The organism is Paenibacillus hamazuiensis (assembly GCF_023276405.1).
Lineage (GTDB): Bacteria > Bacillota > Bacilli > Paenibacillales > NBRC-103111 > Paenibacillus_AF > Paenibacillus_AF hamazuiensis.
On record NZ_JALRMO010000001.1, the window covers coordinates 3,777,667 to 3,803,246 of the forward strand.

A 25,580-nucleotide genomic window follows, 5' to 3' on the forward strand; every position below is an offset into this window, starting at 1 on the left:
TTTTTCCAATGGCGCTGAGGCGCTTCTCTTCGACGGCTGCCTTGTGCTGCCATAGTTAAATGCAGATGAAAAATCCCCGAGACTGCCCATGGCAAATACTCGGGGATGCTTATCTTACGGCTGAGACGGCGACGCGCTAAGCACGATATGCGCAACCGTTAATTTGGGGATGTTTAAGGTGAACGTGTTGCCGCTGATCGATGTTATGCCTTCTCTTTCCGTAATTTGCGGGCTGTTGCTGTCATATGCCCACACTTTTGCCGAAGTGTAGCTTTTGTCTCCGGCGATGGTGAACGCCGCGTTCATGTCGTAATCGAAATTTTTGTTGATCGCGATGATATGCAGGTTGTTGTCGTCGTCTTTGTAAACGGAGCTGTAAACGGAGCTGTTCTCCACATCCGTCGTTTCCGCCTTCACTTTCGTATCGCCGTACTTGGAGTTGTTGCCGTCATAGTTATTGTATATTTTCGCTGCCGCACTCGAGTAGGCCGTTTTTTCCGGCGCGATCATTTTCCAGTAATTGGCCATGTACACGCCGTATTTGCCGAAAATGCCCAGCACATCAGCCATCGCGATGCCGCCGGAAATGTTGTCCTCGCCGCCGTAATTGTATTCGGTGAATGCAAGTTTTGTCCCCGGATTGTACATATCGATCGACTGCTTGATTCTTGGAATAAGAGGCAGGTAAGAGCTGTAGCTCTCGCCGATCCAGCTTGTTTCGATATAGCTCGGATCCCAAAGCGATCTCGGTGCTTGCACGCGTGCTTTGTGCGTCTCCAGGTTATTTTGCACGTACGGGTTGGAAATGCGGACGCCGCCGCCCGTCGCTTCCGGATACCAGTGCAGATCGAGCGCATCAAGCAGTCTCCGGTTGGTTTTCTCGGATTCGATCCGCAGTTTGTCAAGGTAATAATCGAGATACCAGCTGTAGCTTCCTTTGATCGTATCCCATTCCGCTTGATTGTCCATCATCAAATATTCACTGAAGCCGTACGATACCGGGCCGAACATTTCGACCGTCGGGTCAATGTTTTTCACCGCTTTCGCGAGTTCGATCGATTTGTTCAGCACTTCGACGCCTTTGGTCTGAGCCGGGTGCATATATTTGTGATTCTCAGCCCACAAAGCGGGCTCATTGTCGATCTCGAAGCCTTTGACGCCGGTAGCCGTCGATGCTTTACCGTATTTGCTTACGATCAGGTTGACGAATTCATCCATGTATACGTAATTGTCGTTCAAATCCGGAGTCAGGCTGAACGGAGCGCCTTTCACCGGTTTTACTTCGACCCAACGGGAAGAAGGCGCGTTTTCAGTGACCGATGTGTTGTCTTTATCCTTGGCGACATAACCGGCCGTTTGCAGCGTCAAGAGCGAATAGGAGCCTTTGCTGAGCGAACGCTCGTGGAAAGCCGTCGCTCCGATGCCCGGGATGTCCCACTTCGACCGGTCCATAATATTGCCGAAAAACCACGGCACATACCCATCGCTGCGCCAGTTATCGTCTTTGCCGGCGTTGGATGCGTTGTTTTCCCAGTTGTACGTCGACATCCGGTTTCCGCCCATCCGGCGAGCCGTCCAGTTTTCCGTACCTGTCAGCTCGTCGTTCGTACCGTAAATGTACGGGCTGATCGGCGCTTTTTCCGCGGTCGGGTCGATATTGAAGTTTACGTTAAAGGTGCCGGTTGGCACAAAAATCGTACTCAGCTTGAGCAGCTCGCTCCAAGCCCCTTCCGTGCTGCCGTCTCTGGCCCGGACGCGGTACGTATGCTGCGAGCCCGATGTCAGACCGCTGTGCGTGTAATAGGTGGTTAGTCCGTTTGCGAAAACCGCTCCGTCCACTTCGATGTCATAACCGGTAATATCTTCGTCCAGCTTCGCCCAGGTGATTTTGATCGACGTTTCCGACCGCTCGGCTCTGACGTTGCTTGGTGCCGGCAGCACCTGCTCACCGGTTGTTTTAACCGTTAACGTGGAGCTCCACACACTGAATTTGCCGTCCCGGACGGCCCTTACCTTATACGTATGCTTCGTTCCCGTCCGCAGCCATTCATGAAGGTATGATGGGGATGTTACCTGATACGTGCTGCCGTCCGCATAAACTTCATATCCTGTTGCCCCTTCCACAGGGTCCCAAGCGAGCCTAATCGATGTATCGGCGGGCGTCGCCTTAATGTTGGCCGGGAAAGCCGGCATGTCGAGCAGAACCGGCTCGGTTCCCCAGACGCGGGTGCCGGCGATATACCCGGGCGCCTTCTCCGTCGCGGTATAACTTGGCGCGTTCAAAAAAGAATAATCGTTCGATTGGTTGAAAACGGACCAGTCGGTTTTATTGAACCATGTCGATACCGTTGCGTAAGAACCGGCATTAAGCGTGCCTGCCTGATCTTTAAAGCGAATTTCCAAATAATAGTCGGCATCCGCGGACGGAATCGGCATTTTCACGAATTTCGTCGTGACGTTCGATTTCGTTATGGTGCTCCAGAAGTCTACCGCAAGCGACGCTTCCGAATCGATATTAAAGTAATATCGGGCCGTCAGGTCCTTTAAGTTTAGCGCCGTGCTGCCTGTATTTTCGAATTTAAAAGCGACCGAAGGCTGCTGCGTATTCGTGCTTGAGCTTGTTTCCAGGCTGATTTTGAGAGCCGGCGCAGCCGAAGGTGCCTTTGTTTTCACCGTAACGGCTGAGCTCCAGTCGCTAATCCCGGTTGCCGTTTTTGCACGGACCCGGTACGTATGCTGCGTATCGGCTTTCAAGCCCGTATGGGCGTAAGATGAGGAAGCCGTCTGGACGATAGCGCCGTCCGCCTCAAGCTCGTAAAGCGTCGCGCCGGAGACGGCGTCCCAAGTGAGCGTAATCGTCGTTTCCTCCGCAGCGGCCCTAATGTTGCCCGGAACGGGAACGTTTTGCGGCGGTTCGTTTGCAACGGTAAACTGCGCTGCGCTGCGGTTCAGGCTGTAAGTCTCGGAACGGTCCGGCTTATAGATGGCGATCTCGACCTGATACGCACCTTGTGGAGCATCCGCAGGGACGGTCCAGCTTACCGGGAACGTCTTCGGCTGACCCGCTTCGAATGTCGCGCTGAACGGCGTTGTCAAAGCTTTCGAGCCGTCCGGACGGATCAAGCTGATCTCCGCCAGCGCGCTGGCATAAGTGCTCGCGGTTACGGTTGCGGCAACAACGACGTTTCCGCCCGGCTGGACGTAATCCGGAGCCGCTTCGGCGCTGCTCGTGAAGCTGAGCACCGGTGCGCCTTTCGTCACCGTCACATTTGTCGCCCCTGCCTGCCACGTATACATACCGTTCCAACCTGCGCCGAACAAACCGAAGCTGACGATGTATTTGCCCTCCGGCAGAGCAGCCGGCACGTTCCACGTAAAAGGCACCGCCTTTTTTTCACCCGCGTTTAATTTCACGTTATCGGTGAACACCTGATGCACTTTTTTCAGCGAGGCGTCGAATATTTCCAAGTCGACGAGAATGGACGTAGTTTCGGAAGAAGTGACGTACACATTGAAGCCCGCCGTTCCCCCTGCCGCTACCGTGGACGGCAACGCCTCCGCTGATGTTTGAAAAGCTGGCGCTGCAGCGGCGCGTTCAGGCAGCTGCATCAAGACAAAGCTTTGCAGAACCAGTACGGCGGCAAGCAACAGCGCCATGAAGCGTCTTCCGCCGCTTTTTTGCAAATAAGACATGATTTGTTCTCCTCTCTTCAATTTCAAGTGACGAGTCATATCCTACCGCAATTTTCAAAGCAATACTGTTTGACAATTCACATTTTCAGGAAATAGTTCTATCGTCGCAAAAGTCATAAAAAACATTCCAGCAGCTGGTAATAGCGAATTTTGGCTTGATCGACGTTGGCGATGCCGTATTCCCGATAAAATTCGGAGAGGTATTCCTCTCCGTAATTACGAACAATGCTTTTGGCCGCCACCGCCAGGTCGAAATATTTGTCCGCCAACCCGCAGCTGCCCAAGTCGATGAAACCGCTGATTCGTCCGTCCTGCACCATGACGTTTGGCATGCTGTAGTCACCGTGATTGACGACGACTTCGTCTTCCATCTCCGTCCTGCCTGCTTCGAGCCGGTCAAAAAGGCGTTCCGGCTCCTGACCCGGATATTTTTCACCAAGGTGTTCCAGGTCCAGCGTCCCGTTCAACAAGTTATCTCTCGCGATGGCAAGCCGGGTGCTCAGCGTATGATTGAAAGGGCAATCTTCCGCCGGCAAGCGGTGAAAGCTCTTCAATCCTTGCGCCGCAAGGCGTACGAGACCGGAAAGATCGCCCCCCCACCGCGCTTTGTCAGCCGCATCGAAACCGGCCACCGCCGTGCTGACCATGTATTCGAAACCGGCTGCTTCGTCGTAAAACAATACCCGCGGAGCAGATATTTTTCCCTCCAGCCAATCCATCCGCAGCTTCGCCGCAAACAGCGGCTCCCGGCTCGGTACCGGACATATTTTCAGAAATGCCGCCGATCCGTCCTGCTGATCAAGCCGATATGTGGAGGCTCCGGAGTAAGGAGCGTAGATAGGCGACCAAACGCACGCTTCCGTCATCCGCTTCAGCTTCTCCGGCATATGCTGCCGCCATGGTTGATACTGATCGTTATTCATCATTTGCCCCCCAGCCACGATCCGCTCATGGACCAAGCAAGTATATTTTTCCTGAATTCTATCAACTCTTCCTCGGATCCGAAAATGATTATGCCGGAATAACCCGAAGATCCCGGGTCCAGCAGTTGACCGATTATCTCTTCATCCAGATAAGGGTTTCCTGCTATAAACTCGTCGATTTCCCGATCGGTCGGCTCGCCCTCGATAAATCTGTCCGGGCCGCCGCGATTGTCGCTTACCGCCTTTCGGCGCTGCTCCATCGAATGCTCCATGATCTCCGAGACAATGCCCCGCAGATCGGCTGCAGTCAGCTGCTTCATTGTCCTTTCGCACCTCTTTGAATCTGCGAATCTATTAAAGCTATCCGGCCGACTTACTGAAGGAATAGGCAAACTCCGCCCGGCGGACAGCCAGTTCGAAAAGCTCGACGTCCGGCATCGCCCGCTGCTTGGCAACGCGGATGACCTTCTCGATATCGTAGCTGACGCGGCGGATTTGCACGCTCATATTTGCACCTTGAATATCTACGATCGAGTAACTGGCGCGATTATCCCCGTCAAAAGGGAGGCCGATGCTTCCGCAATTCACGATCGTTCTGCCCCCGGCGTTTCGCGTAAACGCATGATGAATATGCCCGAAGCATACGAGCCGGGTCGCTTCGTGCCGATGGAGAGCAGCCAGCTCCTCCGGCGGCGCCCACGGCCAAACGATTTTGGCCAGCGCTCCCGGCGCGGCATGATAAAGCTCCGTCTGCATATCGTCTGCAAAAAAAGTATGTTCCGCCGGCCAGCCGCCGATCCATCTCTGCTCCGCCGACGACAGAAGCCGTTTGTTGTATTCGAACGATCTGACGTTCATCGCTTCCTTGTCGTTTTTCGGCTGCCAATCGGAAACCTCGGCATACCTCGCAAAATAATCGTCGTGGTTTCCGCGGATCGACACAAGCGGGTTGAGCCCGCTTAGCAGCTCGGCGCATTCCGCCGGCTGAGGCCCGCGCATCACCAAATCGCCGAGAAAAACGACGGCATCCGGACTTTGTTCCCGCAAATCGCGAATGACCTCTTCAAACGCAACGGCATTTCCATGTGTATCCGAAATCATGGCAAGACGCATTGTACCGGCTCCTTCTGCAACCGAATGGAAACGATTATAGGCGCAGGAATATAATTCCATGGATTATTATACCGAATGTACGTTCGTTTCTCAAGGGACCGTTTATGAAAACATTTTGTTCAGCACCGGTATTCGCCTTATATCTTTGCTTCGCAGCGTTTTCGTCGCGATCAGGGCGCTAACGTATACGAGGAAAGCCATGCCCGCCGAAGCGGCCACATCCCATGCGAGCTGAACCCCCGAATTTCGCAAAAAAGCAAACGTCGCCTGTCCGCAAAGCGCTGTCGCCGCGAGGCAAATCCCTACCTTGGCCAAATAACGCGCGTCCACGGAAAACCCGATGTAACCGGATACCGAAAAAAAGTTAAGCAAGGTGATGACGCAAATGCCGAAATTCATGCCGAGCGCCACGCCGTAAATCCCCCAATGCGAGCCGAAAATGTAAATCGCGATCGCTTTGAGCAGCGTCGCCATGATGAAGTTCCACATCGCCGTCTTGATTTTGCCGAGACCAAGCAGAATAGCGTGAAGCGGAGCTTCGAAATATTGCAGAAAATATACCGGCGCCAGCAGCTTTAGCAAATTGCCCGCCTCCGGCGCACGGTAAAACATCGTCGTCAGAGGCACCGCCCACACGTACAAAACGATCGTTATCGGCGCGCCGACGATGAGCGCCAGCTTCATCGCCTGATCCATCCGCTGCAAAATAAGCCGTTTATTTTGCCTGATGCCGGCTTCGCTGATCGCCGGAATAAGCGCGTCGGACAGCGAGTGCATGATGAAGCCGGGAAACGCGAGCAATGGAAAGGCGCAGCCGAGCAGCAGCCCGTACTGCTTGGTCGCAAGAGCCGTGCCGACTCCCGCTACGGCCAGGCTTTTGGTGACAAGAATCGGCTGAAGCGCCCGATAAATGGAATAAAACAGCCCTTGCCCCGTCGTCGGCAGGCCGATATGCAGAAGCTCGAGCAGCGTGCGCCTGTCGGACGGGAGCTGCGGGGAAGCACTTGCCGCCACGGTCATGGATGCAGTCGAGGCCGCTTTTTTCCTGTACGCCCGGAACATGAGCAGCAAATAAAGCAGCCCGGTCGCTTCGCCGATGACGGTGCCGGCCATCACGCCCGCTGCCGCGTATTCCACCCCGTAGGGCAGCAAAAATTGAACCAGCGCCATCACAAGTGGCAGCCTCACGATTTGCTCGGCGACCTCGGAGAAAGCAAGCGGCTTCATGTTTTGTTTTCCGCGAAAATATCCTTTGATCACGGAGGAAACGGCGACGAGCGGCACGATCGGAATCATCGCCAGCATCGCATAATAAGCTCTTTGGTCGGTAAGGTAGTGCGACGCGATAATTTTCGAGCCGAGCAAAAAAAGCAGCGTGAGCACGATGCCGATCGTGCCGGTGACGGCCAGGGACACCCGCAATATGCGCTTCACCTTCGCGGAATCCCCCTCCGCCTCCGCTTCCGCAACCAGCTTGGAGATCGCCACCGGCAGACCCAACCCGGTAAGCGTAACGACAATCGGGATGAGCGGATGCGCCATCATCAGCAGTCCGATTCCCTCCGCGCCCAAAAATCGCGCCAACACGATGCTGTTCACAAATCCGAGCATCCGTATGACGAACGCCGATACCGTCAAAATGAACGTACCCTGCACAAAGCTTTGTTTTTGGCTCATCATTAATCTCTCCATGTCCTGATTTCTTGTCCGATTTTTGCGTTCAAAGGTAAATATATTCGCGGACATGTACATGCAGTACATGGAGCTTGGATCTTCTGGAGGAGGACGGCGGCCGGACGTTTGGAATAAGCCCAAAAATTGCAAATATCCATCTGCCAATCGCCCCCGGAGGGACAAATAAACGCAGCCGCTTGGTTTATTCTTTCTGTAAACGGTCGATTTTAGGCGGGATGAACGGAATTGTACAAGATTTTGCGCTTATGCAGCGGGAAATCGGAACTGGAACCTATGATAATACAAGAGAATGCGCTTAACGGCAAAAAACTCCGTCAACGAAACCGGTTCGTCGGCGAAGTTTTTGGAAAAATAAGGTGCTTAGGCGTTAAAACCGCGGCAAGTTGGACAGGTTGTTGCTGGGATCGCCGTCAGGGTACGATCGGAGCGTTTTTTGGCCTTCCCGGTTTCTGCCGGTGTTGACGTCTTCGATCAGGCCCGCCTCCGCCATCGCAATGGCATGGGCGATCGATACGACCGAGCCGTCCTGGAATTTGACGGCGCTGATGCCGCCGTTTTCATAGTGAACCGCCTGGATGATCGCCTTGTTCGGATCGATCGTATGCGGCCCTTTGCCGTACTGCGTGCCGTCGCGCATAAACGTACCGTATTGGACGGGTTGGCCGTTTGGTCCATAGCCGGTGTAGCCGCCCTGGAAGCCGACATTGCGGTCGTCGGCATTGTTGATGCCGGTGTTGCGCCGGCCGTACTCCGCATTCGGATCGCCGGACGATCCCGGAATCGGCATGCCTCGGCTGCCTTCAAACGATTGCGTTCCGTAATTGCGGGCTTGCTGCATAAACGACGACGTGTGCGCGCTCTGGCCGGCCGTTGCGCCGTACGTTGGCGTCGCTTGCGAACCCGCGCCGGCCATGCCGCCGCCCCATTGCGACGTCTGCGCGCTCTGGCCGGCCGTTGCGCCGTACGTTGGCGTCGCTTGCGAGCCCGCGCCGGCCATACCGCCGCCCCATTGCGACGTCTGCGCGCTCTGGCCGGCCGTTGCGCCGTACGTTGGCGTCGCTTGCGAGCCCGCACCGGCCATACCGCCGCCCCATTGCGACGTCTGCGCTCCTTGGCCGGCCGATGCGTCGTACGTTTGCGTCGGCTGCGAGCCCGCTCCGGTCATGCCGCCGCCCCATTGCGACGTCTGCGCTCCTTGGCCGGCCGATGCGCCGTACGTTTGCGTCGGCTGCGAGCCCGCGCCGGTCATGCCGCCGCCCCATTGCGACGTCTGCGCTCCTTGGCCGGCTGTTGCACCGTACGTTTGCGTCGGCTGCGAGCCTGCGCCGGCCATGCCGCCGCCCCATTGCGACGTCTGCGCTCCTTGGCCGGCCGATGCACCGTACGTTTGCGTCGGCTGCGCTCCTTCGCTCAGCATCGCACCGGAGGCCGAATACGCCACGCCCGCTCCGGTCATCGTCCCGCGCGATTGGGTTTGCCGGCTTCCGCCGGTTTCCTGCGCGACCTGGCGGTAGTCCGGGATCGGCTCCCCATTCCAGGCAAAATTTCCGTTGTGCGTAGGCTCAGACGCGTTTTCATAATCCCGGTCTGCACCTGGCGCTGCGTTCGCTGCTTGACTTTGCGAATAATCCTGCTGCATCTGTTTTCGTCTTGGCATCGGTAGATCGGCTCCTTTATAGCTCGATTCGATAAAGCTACCGATAGGGTGCGCAGGTGCAGTGGAAATTATACCCATGAGTTAAAATTCAAGTACTTGCTCCTCTCCCGCCGTCAATCAGTTGCGTTTCGGCGTAGCGGGAATCGCTACGTCGCCTGGTACTCAGGACACCAGACCATTCGTTATTTTGTGTGATTTTTCGAATACAACAGTTTGGAACTAACGCAAAAAGAAATTTATTACTGATTTTTCATACATATTGCTCGACTTTACCGTCCCAGAGTATATATGTATATGATTTTTCGTGCAAATTGCTCTGTTTTACGATCCTAGCACAACTTCTATACGATTTTTCATACATATTCCACACGTAAGGAAATCCTCGGCTATACAATCGTTAAACCTGCAGAACGCGCCATTAAGGAGCGATAGGAATCACCATATTCCACGTATTTTCAGCATTTTGGAACCCGCCCGGGCCGTCGGCCGTAGCCGCGAACAGATGCGTCGGACGCCCGTCCTGGAACAGCAAAAACGGCCGCTCGAAGCTGCCCATCGTCGTCGTGGAGCCGTCGTCCCAGCGGACGACCCGGGAATACGCCTTCGGATGGTCGAACAGCTTCCAGTCGAGGCCATTCGCGGAATAGGCGTGAATGCCGGCATGCTTTTCTCCGCAGATGTTGCCGTCCATGTCTTTTGCAATCAGCTCGTAGCCCTGCTCCGTTTTCCAAATGAACGGATCCTCGAGATGAAATTCGGAGGGCGGAAATACCGGCTCTTCGCTTACGACCCGATACGGGCCGAGGTAATGGTCCGCACGTGCAGCGCCGATCGTCATTTTGCCGTGAACGTTTCCTTCGTAACGGCGCGCCTTGTAGATCAGCAGCACGGAGCCGTCCTCGTGTATGCACGGCGCCGGGTTGGACGTGAGGAAGCTGTCGAACTTGCCCGGCCGGGTCGGCATGACGGGCGCATCCTTCCGCTCCCACGGGCCGAAGACGCTTTTCGCCGTGGCGACGCCGATCCGCTTGTTTGCACGGGCGACGATCGTGCGCGGATCGCTGAGGCCGAGGGACTCTCCGGGAGCGACATCCGGCAGCGGGCTGGTCGAGCCCATATAGTACAGCACATAAGTGTCACCGTGCTTCGTAATATGAGGATTGTGCGAGCTGCGGCCGTCCCAATATTCGGCTCCTCTGGCCGGAAAAACGACTTCCTGGAACTCATACGGGCCTTCCGGCGTATCGGATACCGCCCTGACGATTTCGGAGGCGACGAGCCAGCCCGGGTGAAACGGCAGATGCTTCGGCCAGCGGGAGGCAAACATATGAAACCGGCCGTCCTCCCCCTTGATAACCGATCCGCACCATACCCAGTAGCCTTCCATCCGGAACCCTCCGTTTTTCGGAGCCGGAAGCAGTTTTTCATACAAGCTTCTAGTCAACGCAATCACTTCCCCTTCATTAACGTAAAAATCAAGCCCAACCCGCTCACACGATCGGCAGCCCGTAAAGCCGCCAAGGTTTCTTGCCGCCGAAGTAGCCGCACAGGTGCGGGGTCGCCGGCAGCGGCCTAATCTCCCATCGGCCCGGCCCATCTTCGACGCCTTGCGCTTCCGCCGCTTTCGCACCGGCTCTCTGGCGCTCCCCGGCCGGTTCCGCACCGCCTATCGGCGACGCAATGCCGCGCTGCTCGGCGTCTGCGCAGTATAACACCGCCTCCTCGCCTTGCGCGAGGTCCAGCTCAAACACGCCGCCGCCAAGCGTCCGCAGCTTGGCGGAATCGATACCGGCGAGTCGGACGTCGCCTGCCAGATCGGTCTTGAGCCGGCAGGGCTCGCCGGCCAAGCTTTGGACGCGGATCCACGTCGTGGTGCCGCCGGAGCGCACCGCGCTTACCTGAAAGCCGCCTTCGGCCCGCAGGTCGTGGAACACGGCATCCTGCCACTCGGACGGAACAGCCGGAAACACGCGAATCTCCGCGCCCCAGCTTTGCAGCAGCATATCGTGGATCGCTTCGGCTCCGGCGAGCGGCGTCTCGATGACCGGCCCGGCTTCTTTATACATTGTGTTCGGCTTAATGATATGCATCAGCGTTTTCACATACTTCAAAGCTTCATCGCCTAATCCGACCGTCGCGGCAATCGAGGCGGCGCCGGTAAACGTAAAGCCGCGCAGGTCGCCTTCGCGCGAAAGCCAATGGCGCAGCGAGCGAACGATCAACTCCCGCTCCTCCGGCGTATCGCCGCTGATGATATGCAGCGGGAAAGCCGCCATCAGATGGCTGAAATGCCGGTGACCGAACTCGAGCGGCTGATCTCTGCCGATCATAAAGCCGGTTTCGTCCACCGGCAGCGGCGTCAGCCGCTCCAGCGTATCCTTCCACCGTTCGCCGGCCTCATCCTGTACGTCTAATATATCACAAATGCGCAGCAGCGTTTGACAGCCCCAGCGCAGTAACGCCAAATCGTAATGCGTGTCCGGCACGGTCATTTGCAGGAAGGAGCCGTACTCCGGCGAAGTCATCGCCGGCAAATGCAGCTTGCCGTCCTCTCCTTCCTCCAGCAAGTGCAAATAGTACTGCACGGTACGCTTCAGCAGCGGATACAAGAACGTCTCCAGCATCCCACGGTCCATCGAATGCCGGTAATGCCGCCATAAATTGTGGCATATCCACGCCAAGTTGCCAACCTCGTCGCCGACCGGAGCAACCAAATCGTAGCTCATGCTGCGGCCGAGCCCTGCCGAGTCCTCGCGATACTTCTCCGGCACATTGCGGATCAGGTTATCGATATTGCTCTTGAAACCGCGAACGAGCGATTCGCCGATCCCCAGCCTGCCCGACGTATACACCGGGGAGTAGCTCATCTGCACGTTCATGTTGAACCAAACTCCGGCCCACGGAGTCGGCGCAAGCCACGGCCCCTGATTGTCCATGATCATCCCGTCCGCCCGCGTCGCGGATGCGAGCTTGTACATTTGAATCCAGTAAAACCCTTCGAGCAGCGTATCCGGAATGGAAATGAAGCTTTGGCGGTAATAGTCGTGCCACCAGCTGCGATGGTTCTTCACCCACGTATCCCATGGATGCGCAGCCGCCCCGCGGACGGCGTTTTCCGCGCCAAGCTGCGCAGCTTCATCATGACCGTTAAAAATCGACAGCCACAGCCGGCGCGCTCCCTCTTCGGACGCGCTTTCCGTCCAAGCGGTAACGCAGCCGCCGCCAAGCTCGAACGTTTGCACGCCGATCGTCAGCCCGTCCTCCTTCTCGGAACGAACGACTTCCGTCTTCGGAATATATTGATTGAGGTTGAATCCGTCGGCATTTTTCAGCACAGGGTCGACCTCGCTGTACGGGTACCACGTCATCCTCGCGCCTTGTTCACCTTCGCTCGTTTCGAGCTCGACAGCCAGCACCGGCTCCCGGCTGTGCACGAACGCGCGAACCTTCGCCGTCCCGACCGTCGTCGTAATTTCCGCACGCATCTCCGCATTCCAAAGGTCGATCCGGATGCTCGACGGTTGGTAATACCAGCCTGCCAATTCCAAATGCAGTTCGCCTACCGGGACGCGTGGCGGATAACCTTTCGGCCTGCGCGCCGTCACGTCCGTGCGCCCGAGCACAAACCTGAGCACGTTGCGTTTATTGCGGTGCTCCTCGCTGTAGATCATCGCGCCGATCATGCCGTTTCCGATAAACGCCCCTTCGTCCCACGAAACCGGCTTGACCGACCAGGTCATGTCGTGCCGCGCCATAAAGGACGGCCAGTCGATATTGTTTTGAATCACCGTAATATTCCCCTTTCTCCGCTTCGTAAAGAAGGCGGGACTCCGCCCAAGGAGCTGTCCCGCCGCCAATTCGCTTATTTTTTAGAGTTCTTTTTCCAGGAGTCGTACGCCTGCTGCTGGATTTCCAAATATTTTTTAATATTCATCTTATCGAGGTTGGCCAGGTAGTTGTTCCATTCTTTGTCGATATCCAGCGACCCGGTAACGGCTTTCGCAAAAAATTCGTTTCGGTAATCCGCGAGGCCCTTCTCGATCGTAGCAAGCTCTTCGGACTGCTCATCGGTGAAGAACAGGGGCGGAACGACTTTATTCGGATCGAGCTGATACGGCTCGTAATTTTTCTTGGTTTCGTTGTACAGCACGCTTTCGAGCGGATTTTTCGGATCGGCGTATTGGCTCAGGCGGAATTCGTTCGTTCTGACGGACGGTCCGGCTTGAGCCCAATGCACGTTCTGAAGTTTGCCGAACGTCGTCAGCTGCTTCCACTTGGCCTGCTTTCCGTCAAGCCCGAGCTCGCCCTGCGCGGCTTTATCCCACTCCTGCCCGGGACGGCCGATCGTGCTGCGCAGCACCGCCTCTTCCGACATCAGCAGATCGCCGAGACGGAATGCCGCAGCCGGATTTTTCGCTTTATTCGTAACGACAAATTGCCCTTGAAGAATGTAGTACGGCTGGAAAGGTGCGGAACGCAGCCCCGTCGGTCCTTTGAGCGGCGGCACCGTCACGTAATCCTTGAACCGCGGAGAGTCGATCGTAATGAAGTTGCCCTGATTTTGTGCGGGTACGGCGCCGATGATTTCGGCATCCGGATTCATCCCCATCTGCTGCAGTTGGTTCTTGTCCTGAGTGAACGATTGGGGCGCGATCAAGCCTTCCTTGTAAAGCTTGTTCAAATATTTAAGGCCATCTTTCCATTCAGGCTGGTTGTACGCCACCTGAATTTTGCCGTCCTTCACCAGCTTGTAGGTAAAATCTTTCTCGACAAACGCGCTCATAATGAACGGATCGATCTGTGTTTGCACAATCGTCGTGGACGGCGAACCGATCGCCCCGACAAGCGGGATTTCATCGGCTTTGCCGTTGCCGTTCGGATCTTTTTCCTTAAACGCTTTCAGCACCGTGTAAAATTCGTCGGTTGTCTGAGGGATCGGCAGGCCAAGCTTATCCAGCCATGTTTTGTTAATGAACATCTTTTGGCCGTAAGAGCAGTGATAGCACTGGTTGATTTGCGGCAAAGAGTAAATTTTGCCGTCCGGCATCGTCATCAAATCTTTGGCATAGGAAACGGCGTCCCACATTTTTTTCGTTTCCACGCCGTATTTCTCGATGTACGGATTGAGCGGAATGAATACGCCGTCTTTTCCGTAAATCGACTGCTGAACGGGACTGACGCTCATGTTGATCAAAAGATCGGGATAATCTCCGCTCGCGAGCGCCACATTCAATTTCTCCTGAAACGACTTCTCCGGCGCCACTTCCCATTCCAGATGAATGTTCGTCTTCTCCTCGAGCCATTTCGTAAATTCGTTCGTTGCGAAATTTTCGACGATGCTGGAGCCCTTGATCATCACCTTCATCGTGATTTTATCCTTCGTAATCGGAAAGACGCCCGCTTCCGACACTTGATCGGCTCCGACCAGCCCTGCGGCTCCCTTGTCCGATTTGTCATCGGTTTTTGACCCGGAGCAAGCGCTGACGAGAAGCGCAGCCGCAGTGAGTGCGGACACGGTGACGGCCAATTTCTTTTTCATAGGAGACTCCCCTTTATCCTTTTAGTGATCCGATCATCATGCCTTTGACGAAATGCCTTTGTATAAACGGATAAATGATCAAAACCGGTACCGTCGATACGACGATCAGCGAATATTTGAGCAGCTCGCGCAGCCCTTCCCGCGCAGCCGCATCCGCGACGTCGGTAATCATCGAAGCGTCGACCTCGTTTTGCACGAGGATGTCCCTGAGCACAAGCTGAAGCGGATACAATTCCTGATGCTTGAGGTACAGCAGCGCATTGAAATACTGGTTCCAATGGCCGACAGCGTAAAACAAAGCGATGACCGCGATGATCGGACCCGACAGCGGAAGCACGATTTTTCGCAAAAACGTCCAGTCGTCGCAGCCGTCCATTTGCGCCGCTTCGAGCAGCTCATCCGGGATCGTCGTTTGAAAGTACGTCCGGGTGATGATCATGTTCCACACCGCGATCGCTCCGGGAATGATCAGCGACCACCGCGTATCGATCATGCCCAGCTGCTTGACGATGAGGTAAGACGGAATGAGGCCGCCGGAAAACATCATCGTGAACACGAACAGCGCCATGACGGCATTGCGCGGCATAAAATCTTTGCGTGAAAGCGGATACGCCGCCATCAGCGTGAACACGACGTTAATCGCCGTGCCGACGATCATGTAAAACAGCGAATTCAGGAAGCTGGATACGATCAGCTTGTGCTTGAACACCGCATCGTAACCGGCTAACGAAGGCTCCACCGGAAACAGCCAAACACGCCCGGACACCACCGCAGCCGAGGAACTGAAGGAGGCGCTTACGATATAGATGAGCGGATATAAAATCGTTATCGCGAATATGAACAAAATGACGTGATTGACGATGTTAAACAGTCTGTCGTCGCCCGATTCTTTAATGGTGCTGCTCACGAAAGCTCCCCTCCTTTTACCATAAGCTGGTTTGTCCGACTTTTTTGGCGATGCGGTTGACCGTTACGAGCAGGATCAGGTTGATGACGGACTTGAACAATCCGATCGCCGCCGAGTAAGAATAGTTGATTGCCGTCGATGCGAGGCCCACCTTGTATACATAAGTATCGATGACCTCGGACGAGCTCATGTTCAGCGGGTTTTGCATCAGCAAAATTTTCTCGAAGCCGATGTCCAGGACGTGCCCTGTATTCATGATAAGCAAAATGATCGCCACGGGTATGATGCTGGGCAAATCGATATGCCACATTCTGCGCAGCTTGTTGGCACCATCCATAACCGCCGCTTCATGCAGCGACGGATCGACGGAGGCCAGGGCCGCCAAGTAAACGATGCAGGAAAATCCGACGTTCTGCCATATACCCGACCAAACGAAAATGTGTGAAAACCATCCGGGCTCTCCCATAAAATTGATCGGGCTGAAACCGAGCGCTTTCAGAATCGTATTGATCAGGCCGACCCGCGGGTCAAGCAGCTGCACGATAATTCCGACCATAACGACGACGGAAATAAAATGCGGCGCATAGGTGATCATTTGCACCGATTTTTTAAACGAAGCGGACTTCACGAAGTTCAGGCATAAAGCAAGAATGATCGGGAACGGAAACCCGGCGATCAGACTGTAGAAGCTCACGAGCAGCGTGTTCTTCATAATCCGAACGAATTCGTATGAGTTGAAAAACCGGATAAAATGCTTGAGACCGACCCAATCGCTGCCCCAGACGCCCTTGGTCGGGACGTAGTTTTTGAAAGCGATGAGCGCACCGTACATCGGCACGTACTTGAAAACGGCCAGGTAGATGAGCGGCAGCAGCATAAGGATGTAGAGCTGCCATCGCTCCGCGAAGTTTCTTTTCAACCGGACGGCCAGTCCGGATTTGCGTCGGTCTGTACGCGAAACGGCTTCGGGACGGCTTGCTGTAACCTCCATGATGACCTCCTTTTCATGTATGGCTTGACGGTATGACGGCATGCCTTCCGTACTGTGATGAATAATCCCGCTCCGTACCGGATTGCGCTTCCGATCGCTCCTCAGCCCCACAAAGTGAAGAATGCCTTCGCTGCTTAATCCGATTACTTTGCGGGGACCCCCTAGGAATGGCTGTTGCGCCGTTCGGCGGTGGAAATCCGTTCTCAAAGGCGACCGCTAACGCTTCTAACAGCACAATTCCGTCCACTTCGCTTAATTCACCACGCTTCAAGAATACAACGCGTCCCAAGGCCGATCATTGCGCTATTTTACTTCAACATGACTTTTTTTGTGTTTTTTCGCCGGCATTCGAATCGTAATTCGCGTACCTTGCCCATGAATGCTGTCGATCGATAGACCGTACTGCTCGCCGAATACCATTTGAATGCGGTTATGTACATTGCCGAGGCCGATGCTGCCGCCGGCGGCATGCTGCTCCTGCTTGCCGCGCTGTTCCTCGTTCAGACGTTCCCGCACCCGCTGCAGCGTCTGAGGATGCATGCCGCAGCCGTTGTCCTCCACCGTGATGCAGAAATTATCGTTGTCCTCCCAGGCATCGATCACGATCGTATGACGATTTTCAATGCCGTACGGAAAGGCATGCTTGAAAATATTCTCGACCAGCGGCTGAAGCGTCAACCGGACCATATGGTGCAGCAGCAGCTCGGGCGGAATGCGGACGTCGATCTCAAACTCGCGCTGGATCCGGTACTTCATGATCCCCATAAAATAAAGCACGTGCTTCAGCTCGTTCGCCACCGTAATCTCCTCCAGATCGGTGCGGATCGAATAACGCAGCATATACGAAAGCGATCGGACGATGTCCTTGATTTCGCTCGATTTTTGCACGACGGCGTAGCAGATGATGATTTCCAGCGTGTTGTACAGAAAATGCGGATTGATCTGCAGCTGCAGCGACTGAAATTCCGCAATTTGCCGCTTCAGCAGGTTGTCCTGATTGCGCAGCTCCGTCTCATAGACCCGATCCACAAGCTCCTCCAGCCGGCCCACCATTGTGTTATAGCTGGAAATAAGCCGATCCATCTCATCCCGCGTCCCCGTCAAGGGCACCTTGGTCCAGATCCCTTTTTCCGTCTGCCGCATGCCTCCCTCGAGCAGGCGTACCGGACGTACGATCGAACGGCCGAACCGGAAGGCGAGATACAAAGCGACGATCAGCGTGGCGAGCCCGACATAAATGGTCGTCTGCCGCAGGTTCGAAATCGGCTTTCTTTGCTCGCTGACGGACATGCTGGCGACAAGCGTCCAACCGGAGTAGTCGGATTTGCGCGCGAAAAAAATACGCCCGTTTTCGTCAGGCATCTCGAACACCCGGTCCTTGTTTTGCTGCACCGTTTCGAACTGCCGTCCGTCGAGCTGCATGCCGATTCGTTCCGGGTCCGGGTGATACAAAATTTTGCCCCGATCGTTGACGATGAAAAAATAACCGGACTCGCCGAGCCGGATGCCCTTCCACAGCGTCGTCAGCTCGCCGATGCGCAGCTCGAAGCCCATAATGCCCTTGTAGACACGCGATGTCTGCCGGTCGGACAGCTTGCGCGCGAGCGTCAAATGCCCGTCCAGAAACCCGGAATCCTGAATCGTGAGCTGACCGTCCTCGCGAGTATCTTCCTTCAGCAAATCGATGTATTCCTGAAAGCCTTTATAGTTAAAATTAGCGATATGCAGGTTGAAATCGGACGCCTGGAACCCGTTATAGCCGATGAGATAGACCATCGAAATTTCCGGGTTGTTGATCAGCACCGGCTGAAACACCTGCTGCTTAATGAGATTGGCGGAAGTTAAAAAATCCGAAGGCGATTTCGGGCTTGAATCGAGCGCCTCCTTCAGCAAAGGGGAGGTCAAAATCGAGACGGTCGCCCGCTCGCAGTTTTTCAAGTACAAATCGGTTTGATGCAGCACGTTGTCGACGATTTGTGTCAGCAGCCCCTGGTACTGGTCCTCCAGCTCGCGCGTGGAGCGCCAGTACCCGGAAATGCCGACCGTCACTAAAGTCAGAACGATAATAATAACAAAATACAAGTAAACGCGGGTAGCGAGTTTATGCTTCATCATTTAATCCCCAGCTGCTGGCGGTATTCGGTCGGCGATATGCCGGTCGCTTTTTTGAAAACGCGCGAAAAATGCGGATAGCTGTCGTAACCGACCTTCGCGACGATATCGATAATTTTGATATGCGGGATGGCGAGCAGCTGCTTCGCCTTCTCGATCCGTTTGCGCAGCCGGTATTGAACGAACGTTTCGTTCGTCATTTTTTTGAAATAAAAGCTGAAGTAATTCGGCGTAATGCCGAGCTTTTCGGCGACCGCTTCGAGCGTCAAATCCTCGCTCAGATGGGCGTCGATATATTCGAGCGACGCTTCCAACGCATTGATCTGGTTGCCGCCCCTCACTTCGAGCAGCCTCACCATCCAGTCGCGGATATGCCGCTGCATCATCTCGTAAGGCGAGCCAGCGGCCAGCTTGCGGACCGCTTCGTTGGGCAAAACTGCGTCAAAGTGATAGACGCCGCGCGCGTTCAGTTTTTTGGCCAGCAGCGCGAGCCCGTCCTTTACCATTTGCTGTTGAAATGCGGTATCCGCAGCTTGTCCGAACAGCTCCGAGCCGCCCTGCGCCAGCAGATCTTCAAGGCGCCCGCTGCTCGCCGTCCAGATCGCTTCCTCCAAGTTGTCCAGCCATTCTTCAAACCGCGAAAACGAAACCGTGGCTCCTCGCGTTTCCTCCAGCACCTTCTCCAGCGCAGGGTACAGCTCGATTTCGGTGACCGGCTTGAGCAGGTACTCTCTTACTCCGTAGGACATGCATTTTTGCGCATATGTAAAATCGTTGTAGCCGGACAGCACAACGACCTTGGTCGGCAGCTTGCGCTCGTAGATATGGCGGCTTAGCTCCAGGCCGTCCAGACGCGGCATGCAAATGTCGGTCAGCACGATTTCCGGCGGATCGCTCAGAATGGCCGTAAGCGCAGCTTCGCCGTCCGTAAAGGATCGGACCGCGTCAAACCGGCCGTATTCCTCCGCCATGGCGGACAGGCCGATGCAAATCATCGGTTCGTCGTCGACGATGAATAGCTTCAATTTTTACTCCCCCCTAAATCAGGATGCCCCCCTAAATCCCCCCACCGGGGGGACCCCAGGCGCTCGGGCGCCCTGGACCCGCCCGCAGTGAGGAACTGCTCGCTGCTAGTTCGCGTTTGTCCGGCATCGATTTTTTGCTTTCAGGCAAAAAATTGGATGCCGGACACGCTCTACTTTTGGTGCGGTGCTGTTCGGAGTTGCTGCGTGCCTCGGGCTCGCGATTGGCGCCATGCGCTTTGCTGACGCAAATCGGCATGCCGCCTCGCTTTACTTTTGGTGCGGTGCTGTTCGGAGTTGCTGCGTGCCTCGGGCTCGCGGTTGGCGCCATGCGCTTTGCTGACGCAAATCGACATGCCGCCTCGCTTTACTTTTGGTGCGGTGCCGTTGGAGTTGCTGCGTGCCTCGGGCTCGCGGCTGGCGCCATGCGCTTTGCTGACGCAAATCGGCATGCCGCCTCGCTTTACTTTTGGTGCGGTGCCGTTGGAGTTGCTGCGTGCCTCGGGCTCGCGGTTGGCGCTATGCGCTTTGCTGACGCAAATCGGCATGCCGCCTCGCTTTACTTTTGGTGCGGTGCCGTTGGGGTTGCTGCGTGCCTCGGGCTCGCGATTGACGGCATACGCTTTGCTGACGCAAATCGGCATGCCGCCTCGCTTTACTTTTGGTGCGGTGCCGTTGGAGTCGCTGCGTGCCTCGGGCTCGCGGTTGGCGCCATGCGCTTTGCTGACGCAAATCGGCATGCCGCCTCGCTTTACTTTTCGCACGAAAGTTTAAAAGTAAACATATTATATTACAATGCAAACGTGAACATGCAACATGAAACAAAAGCAGGCTATTCCGGCAACCTGCTTTTTGTCAAGATTAAAACATATGGCAATTCCAGCCTTTCAGCTTGGAGACCGCTTCCACGTAGTAGTAATCGCCGTAAATCAGCGATACGTCGATATTGGCGCCGCGCGGCAAATGGCCGGTGCCGTGCAGCAAAATCGCCTCATGCTCCGGAGTATCCCAGGTGGCGTAGCGGTCGGTCAGCGACGCGATCATGCGCTCGGCGGCCTGCAAATAGAGACCGGATTGCCCGGCCGGGACGTATTTGGAAATATCGATCAGGCCGGATGCCGCGATCGCCGCCGCCGAGCTGTCGCGGGGCGCCCCGCTGCGGTTGTCGACGCGGAAGTCCCACAGCGGGACGAAGTCGTCCTCCACGCTCGCGATAAAGAAGTGGGCGACGCGTTTCGCCGCGTCCAAATAACGCTGTTGTCCGCTCAGGCGGTACATCGCGGAGAAGCCGTACAGCGCCCAAGCGTTGCCGCGGCTCCAGGCCGAATCCGGTGCGAATCCTTGTCCGCCGAGGGCGTGCAAAAACTCCCCGGTTTCCGGATCGAAGCAGCAGATGTGCCGGGTCGAACCGTCGTCGCGGACAAAGTTCGCCAGCGCCGTATCGGCATGTGCGACCGCAATATGCTTGAACCGCGGATCTCCCAGCTCGCCGGAGGCCCACATGAGGAGCGGCAGGTTCATCATGCAGTCGATGATCGCCCAGCCGTCGTTCCCTTCATGCCAGGCACCCTTGACGTTGTTCCATGCGCGGATGAACCGGCCGGCCAAATTAAATCGCCCCGCGAGGAAATTGGCCGCCTCAAGGCCGATTCTTTTCGCATCCGCATCCCCGGTCAGCCTGTATTTGACGATTGCTGTAGGGAGAAATTGGAAGCCAACGTCGTGATGAAAGTTGGACGGCCTTACGAAGTTTTCCTCCAGCTTGCGGTCCCAGTCCCACGCGGCCTCCTTGTAGCGCTCTTTCCCGGTCATCTCGTACATCAGCCATAAAATGCCGGGCCAAAAACCGGACGTCCACGCATCGGTCGGGTTATCGTCATATACCCCGTCCGCTTTGGCGACATGCGGGCTTTTGCCGCCCATTTGATCGATCATGCGGTCCGTTTTTTGCTCCAGCTTGTTCCAGAGCTCGTCCAGACTTGCAAAACGCTGCGATTGAAACGCCATGCTCCCATCTCCTTTAACAATTGTTATCTGCCCATCCAGCCGCCGTCGATGCCGAATAATGAGCCATGCACGTAATTGGAAGCGGCGGACGCCAAGTATACCGCGCATCCTTTGAAATCGTCCGGCGTCCCCCAGCGTCCCGCCGGAATGCGGACCAATATTTGCTGGCTGCGCACCGGATCCTGCATCAGCGCCGTATTCATATCGGTCGCGATGTATCCGGGCACGATCGCATTGACGTTCACATTGTGCTGCGCCCATTCGTTCGCAAGCGCTTTCGTCAGCTGCGCGACTCCGCCTTTGGCTGCGGCATAAGCGGGAACCGTAATGCCGCCTTGATAGGAAAGCAGCGACGCGACGTTGATGATCTTGCCTTGTTTGCGCTCCACCATGTGCCTTCCGGCTTCCTGGCACAGAAGCCAGACGCTCTTCAGGTTGACCTGAATCACATCGTCCCAATCCGCTTCAGGGAAATCGACCGCCGGCGATCTTCTTTGAATCCCTGCGCAGTTGACGAGAATGTCGAGCTTGCCGAAATGAGCGATCGCCGCCGGGACTGCGGCCTTCACCTGCATGCTGTTTTCCATATCGCAGGGGACGATCACGCACTTTCGGCCGAGCCCGCGAATCTCCTCCTGCAATTCCGTCTGCTCCGGCGAGCGCTGGAGCAGCGCTATGTCCGCCCCCGCCTCGGCCAAAGCAATCGCTATCGCCCGGCCGATGCCCCGGGACGCTCCGGTGACGGCGGCCGTTCTGCCGTCCAGTTTAAATAAATCCAGAATCATGACAATCTCCTTTCGCGCCGCAAGATTAACTACGGACGAATCAATATTTTCAGCGACTGTTCCGTATTTTTCATCAGCTCGAACCCTTCGGCGATGTCGTGCAAGCCGATCCGATGGGATATGAGCGGGGAAAGATCGAGCATGTTCGCCGCCATCATCTGCATCGCGGCCGAAAAATCCCCGCCGCTGTAGCAGCGGCTTGTCGTCAGCGAAATTTCCCTGTAATGCATATTCGCCAAATCGACTGCGGGAGGTTCTTTGAACACGCTGACGACAAAAATTTCCCCCTGGATTTTGGCGATCTCCACCATTTGTTTGGCTGTCGCGGGAGTGCCCGCCACCTCGAACACCACATCCGCTCCCTTGCCTTCGGTAAGCGCTTTTACAGATTCGACGACGTTCGTTTCCTTGGCGTTTAATGCCGTGAAGCCCAACTGCTTTGCGACGGAAAGCCGATATGGGCTGATGTCGGAGATGATAATGCGCTGCGCCCCCGCCAGCTTTGCAACCAAGCCGACGAGCAGCCCGATCGGGCCCGCTCCCAAAACCGCCACGGTATCCCCGACTTTCACGCGGGAGCGCCGTACCGTATGTACCGCGCATGCAAGCGGTTCGGTGAGCGCGGCAAGCTCATCCGAAAGCTCTTCCGGCACCCGGTGCAGCCTGTGCAGAGGAGCCGTCACGTATTCGGCAAAACCGCCATGCTTGTCGATGCCGATCAGCTTCAGCGTCCGGCATACGTGGTTTTGCCCGGCCCTGCAGGCATCGCACGTTCCACAGCTCAATGTCGGCTCGACGACGACCCGGTCTCCTGCAGCGAAGCCGCCCTGCCCGTTCACCTGCTCGATCATGCCGCAAAACTCATGCCCGAGCGCAAGCGGAGCTTTGGCACGCGGATGCTTGCCGGCATAAATCATCATGTCGGTGCCGCATATGCCGGCATAAGAGATTTTAATCAGCGCCTCACCTTCCCCGGGAACCGGCTTATCCAGCTCCCCCGGCAGAACGCGTCCTACTTCCAGAAACAATCCCGCTCTCATCCATGATCACTTGCCCTTCACTTGTATACTTGTCGACAACTTAATGATAAGCATGACAAGGACGCTTGTAAACATTTTTTTGAAAGCGGTCTATTTTTCAGACGCAAACAAACTTTCATCCACTGTACGTTTCGTATCGTTGAAATGCTCCTGTACGATTTTTCGGATCGTCGCCGTATCTCCGGTCACCAGCGCATCGACAAGCAGCTTATGCCGGTCGATAAGCGGCTGTATTTCTTCCTTCCGGGAAAACCGGCTCTCCGTGGCGACCAGCAGCGCCGTAAGCACGACATTCCGGATATTGTTCCACATATATAAAATTCTCGTATGCCGCGCGCCGATAATAATCGTTTCGTGAAACTCGAGATCGTGATATGCGAACTGCACCGGGTCGTCGTGCTTTGCAGCCATCTCCATCCGGTCGATGATCCGGCGCAGCTCGCCGATCTTCCCTTCGTCGTTTTGCTGCGCCAGCCGCTGCAGCGCGAAATCCTCAAAAAGAAACCGTACATCGTACAGTTCCTCCATGTCCGCAGGGGTCAGCCCAAGCACGACGGCTCCCATGCGTTCCATCCGGATCAATCCTTCCCCGGCGAGCATCTTGAGTGCGTCGCGGATCGGCGAACGGCTCGTCCCGAACTCCGCGGCCAGCGCGTTTTCCGACAGCACGGTCCCTGCCGCGGTCGCACCGCTAATAATGCGCAGGCGAAGCTCGAACGATATTTTTTCCCCCAGCGAGCTGCCCTGCAGCCATTTTTCGGGAATTTGCACGGCCATAGCTTTTACCTCCACTTTGCACGCTTTATCCGCATTTTAATACATGGAAGCGAATTGCGCCATACTCCGCAGGAAAACACCGCCCATGCTCCGCTTCGGGAGGCCGCTTGTTTACGAAGAGATCGGAGGGGTGCCCGTCCCGGCCTCCGCTTTGGTTCGGGCGCTTGACCGTGCAAGCCATGCAAAGCCGATCGCCCCCGCCAGGCTGACGAGCGATGCGGTTTGAAACATGAAGGAGAAGCCCCGCGCATCGATCAGATAGCCGCCTGCGTTGCTCGCGACGAGCACGGCCAAGTTGGAATTGACGATCGCAAACAGCGTTTGCCCGGTCGTTCGGAAGCCCTCCGGGCTCGCTTCATGCACATAGCTGATCCCCGTCGCCACGAACAAGGCGAACGTGACGCCGTGCAGCAGTTGGGCGGCGATCAGCATGCCGAATGTTGGCTCCGAAGACAGCAGCAGCCAGCGCAGAGCCGCAGCGGCACCAACCGCCGACAAAATCGGGAAATATCCGAATCTTTTGATAAGACGGCCGGCGAAAATAAAAAACGGCAGCTCCGACAAAGCGGCGGCCGTGTTTAACAGGCCGATTTTACCCGATACGTCTCCGCCCGTCGAGTTGACGAAAACCGACAAAAACACGCTGCATGCCGCCGAGCCGACCGAAACGGCGAACACCAGCGGCAGGAATACGATGAACCGCCGCTGCGACAAAAACGCTTTAAAGCCCCCCCGGACGCGGTTCCGGTTTTTGCCGATTCGCGGCTTCTCCAGCAAAAAAAGCGATGCCAGAAGCAGGGCCATCGTTCCCGCATACACCATAAACATATGCTCGATGCCGATCCGTTTGTAAATAACTCCGATCAGCGCGGCGACGATGGCGAAGCTGATCGAGCCGAGCACGCGGATACCGCCGTAGCTGAGCCCCCGCTTCTGCGCATGGCTGACCGTCATCGCTTCGTTGATCGGAGACATCGCGGAAAACGTCAAAGCGAGTCCGAGCGCGGTCACCATATACATCCAGAAGCGATCTCCGGCAAACCGGTATCCGAAAGCGATCAGCGGCGCCAAGACCGTGCTCGCCATCAGGATCGCGCGCTCCAGCCCGAACCGGTCGCACAGCGCTCCCCATACCGGCTGTATAAACAAGCCGAGTACCGGTCCGAGCGAAGACAGGAGGCCGATTTGCCGGCTGCTCAGTCCCTGCTCGGCAAACCAGTACCCGAGAAATGGAAGAAATACCGCCTGCGTCGAATAAAATACAAAAATATAGACGTGCATGGAATATTTGCCGTTTTGAATATTCACGGTAGCTGGTC

19 protein-coding genes are annotated in these 25,580 nt (G+C 55.9%); all 19 read right to left on the reverse strand.

Annotated elements, in window-relative coordinates; genetic code table 11:
* Positions 1–114: 114 nt before the first annotated feature.
* The gene (locus tag MYS68_RS16630; RefSeq protein WP_248926907.1) at positions 115–3,693 is read right to left on the reverse strand and encodes a glycoside hydrolase family 44 protein; all 3,579 of its coding nucleotides are present in this window, start codon (positions 3,691–3,693) and stop codon (positions 115–117) included.
* Between the two features lie 113 nt (positions 3,694–3,806).
* Entirely contained in the window at positions 3,807–4,616 is an 810-nt protein-coding gene (locus tag MYS68_RS16635; protein ID WP_248926908.1) for an APH(3') family aminoglycoside O-phosphotransferase, read from the reverse strand.
* On the reverse strand, positions 4,616–4,936 hold the full coding sequence (locus tag MYS68_RS16640; protein ID WP_248926909.1) for a hypothetical protein: 321 nt from the start codon (positions 4,934–4,936) through the stop codon (positions 4,616–4,618). Before MYS68_RS16640 ends, MYS68_RS16635 begins: the two co-directional genes overlap by 1 nt.
* A 40-nt stretch (positions 4,937–4,976) precedes the next feature.
* Positions 4,977–5,729 carry a metallophosphoesterase family protein gene (locus MYS68_RS16645; RefSeq protein ID WP_248926910.1) on the reverse strand — a complete coding sequence of 251 codons (753 nt, stop codon included), beginning with the start codon at positions 5,727–5,729 and terminating at the stop codon, positions 4,977–4,979.
* A gap of 102 nt (positions 5,730–5,831) precedes the next feature.
* Positions 5,832–7,406, reverse strand: coding sequence for a stage V sporulation protein B (gene spoVB / locus MYS68_RS16650; protein ID WP_248926911.1), 1,575 nt, complete (start codon positions 7,404–7,406; stop codon positions 5,832–5,834).
* Positions 7,407–7,791: 385 nt separating this feature from the next.
* Positions 7,792–9,081 (reverse strand): DUF3892 domain-containing protein, encoded by a 1,290-nt coding sequence (locus MYS68_RS16655; protein WP_248926912.1) that lies wholly within the window; start codon positions 9,079–9,081, stop codon positions 7,792–7,794.
* 418 nt (positions 9,082–9,499) lie between these two features.
* Positions 9,500–10,534: a glycoside hydrolase family protein gene (locus tag MYS68_RS16660; protein ID WP_248926913.1), complete on the reverse strand. Its 1,035-nt coding sequence runs from the start codon at positions 10,532–10,534 to the stop codon at positions 9,500–9,502.
* A gap of 37 nt (positions 10,535–10,571) precedes the next feature.
* Positions 10,572–12,869 (reverse strand): glycosyl hydrolase family 95 catalytic domain-containing protein, encoded by a 2,298-nt coding sequence (locus tag MYS68_RS16665; RefSeq protein ID WP_248926914.1) that lies wholly within the window; start codon positions 12,867–12,869, stop codon positions 10,572–10,574.
* Positions 12,870–12,943: 74 nt separating this feature from the next.
* Positions 12,944–14,620 (reverse strand): ABC transporter substrate-binding protein, encoded by a 1,677-nt coding sequence (locus MYS68_RS16670; protein WP_248926915.1) that lies wholly within the window; start codon positions 14,618–14,620, stop codon positions 12,944–12,946.
* A gap of 13 nt (positions 14,621–14,633) precedes the next feature.
* Positions 14,634–15,527, reverse strand: coding sequence for a carbohydrate ABC transporter permease (locus MYS68_RS16675; RefSeq protein ID WP_248926916.1), 894 nt, complete (start codon positions 15,525–15,527; stop codon positions 14,634–14,636).
* Between the two features lie 16 nt (positions 15,528–15,543).
* Positions 15,544–16,518 (reverse strand): ABC transporter permease, encoded by a 975-nt coding sequence (locus MYS68_RS16680; RefSeq protein ID WP_248926917.1) that lies wholly within the window; start codon positions 16,516–16,518, stop codon positions 15,544–15,546.
* Between the two features lie 303 nt (positions 16,519–16,821).
* Entirely contained in the window at positions 16,822–18,633 is a 1,812-nt protein-coding gene (locus tag MYS68_RS16685) for a cache domain-containing sensor histidine kinase (RefSeq protein ID WP_248926918.1), read from the reverse strand.
* Entirely contained in the window at positions 18,630–19,655 is a 1,026-nt protein-coding gene (locus tag MYS68_RS16690) for a response regulator transcription factor (protein WP_248926919.1), read from the reverse strand. Before MYS68_RS16690 ends, MYS68_RS16685 begins: the two co-directional genes overlap by 4 nt.
* Before the next feature lie 170 nt (positions 19,656–19,825).
* Positions 19,826–20,392: a hypothetical protein gene (locus MYS68_RS16695; RefSeq protein ID WP_248926920.1), complete on the reverse strand. Its 567-nt coding sequence runs from the start codon at positions 20,390–20,392 to the stop codon at positions 19,826–19,828.
* A 121-nt stretch (positions 20,393–20,513) separates the two neighbouring features.
* The gene (locus tag MYS68_RS16700; protein ID WP_248926921.1) at positions 20,514–21,659 is read right to left on the reverse strand and encodes a glycoside hydrolase family 88 protein; all 1,146 of its coding nucleotides are present in this window, start codon (positions 21,657–21,659) and stop codon (positions 20,514–20,516) included.
* Between the two features lie 23 nt (positions 21,660–21,682).
* Positions 21,683–22,444 carry a glucose 1-dehydrogenase gene (locus MYS68_RS16705; RefSeq protein ID WP_275983481.1) on the reverse strand — a complete coding sequence of 254 codons (762 nt, stop codon included), beginning with the start codon at positions 22,442–22,444 and terminating at the stop codon, positions 21,683–21,685.
* Positions 22,445–22,473: 29 nt separating this feature from the next.
* Positions 22,474–23,484, reverse strand: coding sequence for a zinc-dependent alcohol dehydrogenase (locus tag MYS68_RS16710; RefSeq protein WP_248926922.1), 1,011 nt, complete (start codon positions 23,482–23,484; stop codon positions 22,474–22,476).
* A 90-nt stretch (positions 23,485–23,574) separates the two neighbouring features.
* Positions 23,575–24,261: a GntR family transcriptional regulator gene (locus tag MYS68_RS16715; RefSeq protein ID WP_275983482.1), complete on the reverse strand. Its 687-nt coding sequence runs from the start codon at positions 24,259–24,261 to the stop codon at positions 23,575–23,577.
* 111 nt (positions 24,262–24,372) lie between these two features.
* A complete protein-coding gene (locus MYS68_RS16720; RefSeq protein WP_248926923.1) occupies positions 24,373–25,569 on the reverse strand; it encodes an MFS transporter in 1,197 nt (398 codons plus the stop codon).
* Positions 25,570–25,580: the final 11 nt, after the last annotated feature.

Coding starts and splice junctions, on each gene's coding strand:
- MYS68_RS16630 (WP_248926907.1), bottom strand. CDS start 3,693: ATGTCTTATTTGCAAAAAAGCGGCGGAAGACGCTTCATGGCGCTGTTG.
- MYS68_RS16635 (WP_248926908.1), bottom strand. CDS start 4,616: ATGAATAACGATCAGTATCAACCATGGCGGCAGCATATGCCGGAGAAG.
- MYS68_RS16640 (WP_248926909.1), bottom strand. CDS start 4,936: ATGAAGCAGCTGACTGCAGCCGATCTGCGGGGCATTGTCTCGGAGATC.
- MYS68_RS16645 (WP_248926910.1), bottom strand. CDS start 5,729: ATGCGTCTTGCCATGATTTCGGATACACATGGAAATGCCGTTGCGTTT.
- spoVB (WP_248926911.1), bottom strand. CDS start 7,406: ATGAGCCAAAAACAAAGCTTTGTGCAGGGTACGTTCATTTTGACGGTA.
- MYS68_RS16655 (WP_248926912.1), bottom strand. CDS start 9,081: ATGCCAAGACGAAAACAGATGCAGCAGGATTATTCGCAAAGTCAAGCA.
- MYS68_RS16670 (WP_248926915.1), bottom strand. CDS start 14,620: ATGAAAAAGAAATTGGCCGTCACCGTGTCCGCACTCACTGCGGCTGCG.
- MYS68_RS16680 (WP_248926917.1), bottom strand. CDS start 16,518: ATGGAGGTTACAGCAAGCCGTCCCGAAGCCGTTTCGCGTACAGACCGA.
- MYS68_RS16685 (WP_248926918.1), bottom strand. CDS start 18,633: ATGATGAAGCATAAACTCGCTACCCGCGTTTACTTGTATTTTGTTATT.
- MYS68_RS16695 (WP_248926920.1), bottom strand. CDS start 20,392: ATGCCGATTTGCGTCAGCAAAGCGCATGGCGCCAACCGCGAGCCCGAG.
- MYS68_RS16700 (WP_248926921.1), bottom strand. CDS start 21,659: ATGGCGTTTCAATCGCAGCGTTTTGCAAGTCTGGACGAGCTCTGGAAC.
- MYS68_RS16705 (WP_275983481.1), bottom strand. CDS start 22,444: ATGATTCTGGATTTATTTAAACTGGACGGCAGAACGGCCGCCGTCACC.
- MYS68_RS16710 (WP_248926922.1), bottom strand. CDS start 23,484: ATGAGAGCGGGATTGTTTCTGGAAGTAGGACGCGTTCTGCCGGGGGAG.
- MYS68_RS16715 (WP_275983482.1), bottom strand. CDS start 24,261: ATGGCCGTGCAAATTCCCGAAAAATGGCTGCAGGGCAGCTCGCTGGGG.